This window comes from Brevibacillus sp. SIMBA_040, from assembly GCF_046535075.1.
Lineage (GTDB): Bacteria > Bacillota > Bacilli > Brevibacillales > Brevibacillaceae > Brevibacillus.
In genome coordinates this window covers 1-229 of record NZ_JAWRXI010000456.1, presented here as the reverse complement: position 1 = coordinate 229, position 229 = coordinate 1, and the positions used below count along the sequence as shown (strand labels likewise).

Here is a 229-nt window from a genome sequence, read left to right as displayed (position 1 = left end):
GCACCACCTGCCCCATCACCGGGGGTGTCTGCCCGGCCTTGAACGATTTCGCGATGTCGCCCAGGACCGGTGGAATGTCCTTCCCGGCGTTGGCCATCATCAGCGGGCCTGCTGCCGGCATCCTCTTGAGCGACTCATCAGAGCCGAACATCGACTTGCCTGCAAAAGAGCCCAGGGCATCGCCTCCCAGGTAACCGACAGTGCCCCCGATGGCGGCGCCGATAGCGCC

Annotated in this window: 1 protein-coding gene; it reads right to left on the bottom strand. The window is 65.5% G+C overall.

The annotated features are described in order from the left end of the window. Positions 1-229: hypothetical protein (locus SB752_RS33420; protein WP_410719662.1), on the bottom strand; the 229-nt coding region annotated here is incomplete at both ends.